The sequence below is a fragment of the Pseudovibrio sp. Ad37 genome (assembly GCF_001623075.1).
GTDB lineage: Bacteria > Pseudomonadota > Alphaproteobacteria > Rhizobiales > Stappiaceae > Pseudovibrio.
Window position 1 is genome coordinate 1 of the sequence record NZ_LMCF01000188.1, and the last position, 5,434, is coordinate 5,434.

7 protein-coding genes are annotated in these 5,434 nt (G+C 48.0%); 2 read left to right on the top strand and 5 right to left on the bottom strand.

The genetic code is table 11. From position 1 onward, the window contains the following. The first annotated feature begins 625 nt into the window (after window positions 1–625). Both PsAD37_RS20920 and PsAD37_RS20925 read left to right on the top strand, forming a co-directional pair. Complete coding sequence (locus PsAD37_RS20920) at window positions 626–1,147, top strand: hypothetical protein (RefSeq protein ID WP_153039826.1); 522 nt, start codon at window positions 626–628, stop codon at window positions 1,145–1,147. A 343-nt stretch (window positions 1,148–1,490) separates the two neighbouring features. Continuing rightward, window positions 1,491–2,486, top strand: a complete 996-nt coding sequence (locus tag PsAD37_RS20925) for a tyrosine-type recombinase/integrase (RefSeq protein WP_063297787.1) — start codon at window positions 1,491–1,493, stop codon at window positions 2,484–2,486. A gap of 213 nt (window positions 2,487–2,699) precedes the next feature. Here PsAD37_RS20925 and PsAD37_RS20930 read toward each other — a convergent pair whose 3' ends face one another. From PsAD37_RS20930 to PsAD37_RS20950, 5 genes are all read right to left on the bottom strand, one after another. Continuing rightward, window positions 2,700–3,125 (bottom strand): hypothetical protein, encoded by a 426-nt coding sequence (locus PsAD37_RS20930; protein ID WP_063297788.1) that lies wholly within the window; start codon window positions 3,123–3,125, stop codon window positions 2,700–2,702. A 48-nt stretch (window positions 3,126–3,173) separates the two neighbouring features. Continuing rightward, window positions 3,174–3,509, bottom strand: coding sequence for a hypothetical protein (locus PsAD37_RS20935; protein ID WP_063297789.1), 336 nt, complete (start codon window positions 3,507–3,509; stop codon window positions 3,174–3,176). Between the two features lie 467 nt (window positions 3,510–3,976). Further along, window positions 3,977–4,528: a hypothetical protein gene (locus PsAD37_RS20940; RefSeq protein WP_063297790.1), complete on the bottom strand. Its 552-nt coding sequence runs from the start codon at window positions 4,526–4,528 to the stop codon at window positions 3,977–3,979. A 22-nt stretch (window positions 4,529–4,550) separates the two neighbouring features. Then, complete coding sequence (locus PsAD37_RS20945; protein ID WP_153039827.1) at window positions 4,551–4,880, bottom strand: hypothetical protein; 330 nt, start codon at window positions 4,878–4,880, stop codon at window positions 4,551–4,553. Between the two features lie 50 nt (window positions 4,881–4,930). Then, window positions 4,931–5,296, bottom strand: a complete 366-nt coding sequence (locus PsAD37_RS20950) for a hypothetical protein (RefSeq protein ID WP_063297792.1) — start codon at window positions 5,294–5,296, stop codon at window positions 4,931–4,933. Between the last annotated feature and the right edge of the window lie 138 nt (window positions 5,297–5,434).

Below are 5,434 nucleotides of genomic sequence, written 5' to 3' on the forward strand. Positions count from 1 at the left end.
GGTGTTTGGGACTTGAGCAGCATTACACTTCATGGCTACACGTTCTGGAGAACCATACGGGAGCCTCCAAGGAGACGAAAACGCCAACAAATTCCAAAGCTTACATGCTTAAGTTAGCGCCTATGGGCTAATGCCCCTTTTTTTTGAGGTAGCCTCAACTCGCTTCATCTCTATTTTCGAGATCACGAATGCGGTCTACGTTTGCATGGTGTATCATTCCCGCCATGGCGATTATCCACGTAACAAGTACAATTCCTCCAAATACTATAGTTATTACAGCGGTGAGTGGCAGGGGATCTGCTGAATACCACTTCAAGACTAAGACATATAAACCTATGAGAGCTCCAACTATCAGCGTGGGGCTTGTCAAGAGTTTCACAACTTGGGATCGGAATTCAGGATCTACCTCTGGCCCCATAGTGCGATATAGCAAGTTCCACCTGCGCTTTAGAAAATTTACGAATATTTGCATCAGTTTTCTCTTTTTAACTGTTCTTGTTGAACTATCTCCAGATTACGTACTCGCGATGCAAGAAAGAAGAAGAATTTATTGAACTGAGCATTTCTTGACTCTTTTTGCATTCAAGTACAGAGTAGAACAAATAATGAACAAATGGTTCTGAAGATGCAATGGCAACCTGGCTTTGTCTGGAAAGAAGTAACGGGAAAAGCAAATGCGTTCCTGGGCGCTTCAATGCGGTCAAAGGAAGTTGTGATCATGCTGTGGCAGGAAGCAAAAGCTCCCCCTGCCCTCTCTTGGCAATGGCAGGTGTTGCACATGGGAGAGTGGAAAGCATCTGGAGGTGAGGCAAGCCAAGCGCTTGGTGTTATTTCCTCGCAACAAGCCTACCTGAGCTATGTAGGCACTCTCACAGCGTTCCAAGTGAAGCCGACTACCTCAAGGCGGCTCAAGTACATTTGGGCACCTGACAAGGGGGCTGCGTTCGGTGAAGGGCGCGGTGTTGGCCGCGTTCCGCGAGACAGAGCCGTTAGGATGCGGGTGCAAAGGTGCGTAGATGACAGTGAAGTCAGTCTATGGTCGTTCATCGTTAAGCGGGGCGCAGAGAAGATTGCTAGTGGTTATCGCGGGAGTAAAGCGGATGCGGTCTTTGAAGCTGAGCAAGCTTATGATGACAGTCTCGTTTGAGGTGATGAAGTAAGTACACCGATATTTTAGTTTACAAAGACAGCAGGGCGATATTTCGTAGTGTACTAGTTTTGTAATACCAGCACAAAACTAGAAAGAAACTTTGTCATAAGCTAACAATTCTTAATGTGCATTTGTATTGGTAGGTCAACTCACAGGTATTACATAAGTTATCAGTCGTATTTGTTGCTGCTATTTCGATAAATGGATATTTAATTTAGTAAGGCTCACGGACAGGCGTAAGGCTTAACTTTCTATCGCCAGTGAGCTGAAACTGCGCTGACACGAGACCAGCTGTTTGCGCCCTGAACTTCGTAGATCGAGATCCGAAAAGCAGTCATTCATGAGCTCTCAGGCTAAAGCAAACACAAAAGCTACATTTTTGCCTGCCCGTTTGGAACGTCACTCTCTTCAGGCTGATGTTGCTCCGGGCATCACCGTAAATCCTGCAATGATTTATCTTGCCAGACTGCAGTCTGATGCCAGCAAACGCACGATGACGAGTGTTCTGAACAGTGCAGCCAAATGGTTTGCACGAGATGATACTGCGACCTGGCGGACGTGTGAATGGGCAAGGTTAAGTCGTGTGGCTATCATTGGATATGCTGAATATCTACGTAAAGACAAAAGGTTATCTTCGCGAAGTATACGAAACTCAGTGGCAGCACTCCGAGGTGTAGCTCGTGAAGCATGGCTTGCTGATCTCATGCCTGAGAATGCTTACAGGAAAATCAAAGAAGATCTTCCGCATGTTAGTGGTTATCAGATAGCCAAAGGGCGCGCTCTATCAAAAGATGAGTTACTTGCGATGCTGAAGACATGTGATCAGAGGCATAATATTCGTGGGCTACGTGATGCTGCCATTGTGTGCATATTGTCCATGTGCGGGCTACGCAGGGCTGAACTGGTTCATTTAGATTACGAACACATTGATTGGAATAACTGCACGCTCACTTTTATTGGAAAGGGAAACAAGGAAAGAATAGCGTTCTTGCCAGCGGCAGCACAAAGCAGATTGTGGGATTGGTGCGACCGGGTCCGTGGTACCCATCATGGAGCTCTGTTCTTTGGCATTTCACGTGGGGAGGCTATCACAGAAGATCGATTAACCGCGGATGGCTTGCATTACATTGTAACCAAGCTGTCGGCTGAGGCCAAAATCTCACCGTGTTCAGCTCATGATCTGAGACGCACCTACGCCACTTTACAATTTGAAAGTGATGTCGATATCCTGACAATTCGTGACAACATGGGCCATGCCAGCGTCACAACCACTCAGATTTACGACCATCGGAACCTGGCTACTCGTCGCAAGAGCACAGAGATTTTTGAGTTCTGATCGTACAGGTGGCTGGCCAACATTACCGGCAAGCGGTGCAGCTCTTTGAGCGCCGCTTGGGGCAGGAGTGAGCGGCTTGATCCACGTGCTAGTAGACAAAAACAGCTCTATACGTGTCAAGTGCCGCTGGCCGTCCTGCGCTTCACAGGCATGGGGAAGCCTAACTTGCGGGTCTTTTGTGAGCATAGTCCCAATCGATGCGCGGAGTTAGCACTAAAGCAAATCAAACAAGTCTTTCTGGTGCGTAAGCAATTCATCAACGTAGTTGAGGATTGCGAAGCCATTATAGATATGATTGTGCTTCAAACTGACACTCGTGCAGTAGTCGCCAATAGATCGGTATGGATCGTCCTTATCGTAAAAGACCTCTCCTTGGTGCAATTCACACACCACTTCACGGTATCTGCTCAAATCACGTTTTAGCCCAGTTAGAGCCGTCGCCTTAATCGCTCTAAGCTCATGTGTGCGCTTCGGTTCAGCGCTCTGGTCAATGCGTTCGATTTCTTTTGCCAGATACCCACGGTAGCCCGTGGCAATCACGTGCTGTTTAATCTGCTTCGGGTAAAGCGGTTTTCCTCCGGTGTGATAATACCAAGGATGACAGGGATCATAGCCCATGCTTTCAAAAGTTCCGGTCATGGCAAAAAGAGTCTTTGAAAAATAGAAGTGAAGAAGGCCGCTTAATTTCTAACAAGTAGCCATAATGAAAGAGTTGCACGGAGCCTTACGGCAAGCCGCAGCGCCTACCCAAGTTGGTTTTATGTCAGTGGGTTTCTCCTCTTCAAGAAATTCACCGTAAACATAGACGTTGGAGTTCTTCGGAACTGGACCATAAAAGTTCGATGGTTCAGCCACACCGGTTTTGTCTGTGACAATCAACTCTTGATCTGGTTGTACAACCCAAACTTTGTTGCAGTACGTAGTTTGCTCTGTTGGCCCGCTTACTTGTCCCAGCACCTCTCCAGACTTCTTGCAGATAAGCTGCGTATACAAAACACTGCTGCTTCCTTTGACTGCAATCATTTCTCTTTCTCCTTAGTCGCCTCACAAGAAGCTCGTTTCTATTTTCCTTGCAAGCCAGATCTCGCAGCACTGACACGCAATCTTCTCGGGCACATGAAGTTTTATGTGTGCAACTTTTCAGTATTGATTTTACGCGAGACAACTTACTTTGAGTTGAGAATTCACGGAATAGTCGCAGCCGGTCGGGAGCGCAGACTGTGAAAAATGATTCCCGGCAAGCTGGCCTGACGTGTGGCGGCGGCTACCCTATGGGTCCCCACACACTCTGAGAGGAAGGAAAGCTTTATGAAAGCTCGCTTTGTTCTCGAAGCCAGTAGGATCGGTAAAGTCGAAGTTTGTTTTGAACTCACCTCGGTGATCTTTATCGCTGCTGTGTTTCGATTCTTCTTTGGCTAACCGAAGCCTATGGTGAGTGGGGAGATTGATTTCTCCTCACTCACAACTTCCCTTGTTTTTCTTGAACTTGCTTACTGGTCTGGGATGCTGTCAGAATAAGTGCACAATCGATCATCTATCGGTCCATCGCAATCAAAAAGAATGTGAGAGCAGTCGTTTGCCCATGCGGCCATGAGGCAAGCAAGCAAATCAATGGGCAGTTTTCTTCCGCTGTAATCGTAATCTTTGCAGGCTGAAATAAACAAACCATTCATGAGGTTGCCACCATAAAGCGGAAAGGTCTCAGGGGGCCTTTCGCTGAGCATTGCAAGTGTTTCGGGTGACAGGTGATCGGTCGAAAGATCAAGAACAGATAAGACATTCGCAGACTGGCTCACCGGCTGCTCCTGTGGCTGTACTGGTGCCTTATCAATTTCACAGACAATCGAGCTTGGATCTTCAAGATAGTGATGAGTGGCTTCCATGTACTGGTCCATCACCTCTAGCATCATTGATGGAAGCTCTCTGTCAAAATCGCAGCCTTGAGGACTGTCGTCAGGGTGGAACATTAGCCCCAACCGTTGCAGTTCAAGCAGATACGTGATGGCGGTTACAGAACAGGTCGGTTTCGTGAAAGTGTACATGTAAAATCTCTGAAACTATCGGTTAGAAAAGGCTTTGTTGCTGGAAGTCGAACGGGCTTTTTTCAACTTGCCGCCGATGGGTTGCGGCCTTGCTAGAAAGCTTGTCTGTGGGGATGTGGGCCAGGCTGGCGGCGGTTTGCTGCCATTGAGCAAGCCCAGCCGAATAAAAGTCCTTTTCGATGGCTCGCCGGAGTTCTGGATCGCTTAAGCTGCGCCGCATAAGGGCTGTAACCACAAAAGCCCCATCCCACATTTCAAAACAATTATCGAACTTGCGGCTGTCTTCACCGCGCAAAAAAGCTTGATGCGCATAGTCAACGCGCTCATTGAAGCTGGGAAGTCTGTAGGTCATGGTCTCGATTGTCTGCTGTTCAAGGGAGCTGGGAGAAGTCACTCAGGGGCTTAATCCATGTAGCTGTAGACCCACGCCTTAATGCCGTGTTGCTCCATCACCTCCACAAAGGCATGGCACGCCTCTTCAAAGATGATGCGCGATTGCACTCTTAGCCCCTGGCAAAGAGACAACCGCCAGCCGCCTTCGGAGTGTCGATCACCCATCCCGCTTTGTTTTAAGAACTGCGCAAACGCTGAACGGCCATCATCGATGACAACCCACGCCCCACCACAATCCTCATTCGCTCTGTGAGCTGCACTGGTGGCCGCATCTAAGGCTATATCCAGAATCCACTCAGGAGAACCTTCACTGGGCTTCGACAGAAGGGGCAAACCTTCAATCAGATCTTTAATGCTGGTAGGCCCTATGGGCACATAGCTGCATATTTGGCCATCTTGAGGAACAAGTGCTGAACATCACCATTTAAGACATGTTTGCTCGCCAAAGTGACTTTTTCTTCAGGTTAGGAAAGAGTTGCAATGGATCAGACTTTTAGTCTTACGTGGGGACTG

Coding starts and splice junctions, on each gene's coding strand:
- PsAD37_RS20920 (WP_153039826.1), top strand. CDS start 626: ATGCAATGGCAACCTGGCTTTGTCTGGAAAGAAGTAACGGGAAAAGCA.
- PsAD37_RS20925 (WP_063297787.1), top strand. CDS start 1,491: ATGAGCTCTCAGGCTAAAGCAAACACAAAAGCTACATTTTTGCCTGCC.
- PsAD37_RS20930 (WP_063297788.1), bottom strand. CDS start 3,125: ATGACCGGAACTTTTGAAAGCATGGGCTATGATCCCTGTCATCCTTGG.
- PsAD37_RS20935 (WP_063297789.1), bottom strand. CDS start 3,509: ATGATTGCAGTCAAAGGAAGCAGCAGTGTTTTGTATACGCAGCTTATC.
- PsAD37_RS20940 (WP_063297790.1), bottom strand. CDS start 4,528: ATGTACACTTTCACGAAACCGACCTGTTCTGTAACCGCCATCACGTAT.
- PsAD37_RS20945 (WP_153039827.1), bottom strand. CDS start 4,880: ATGACCTACAGACTTCCCAGCTTCAATGAGCGCGTTGACTATGCGCAT.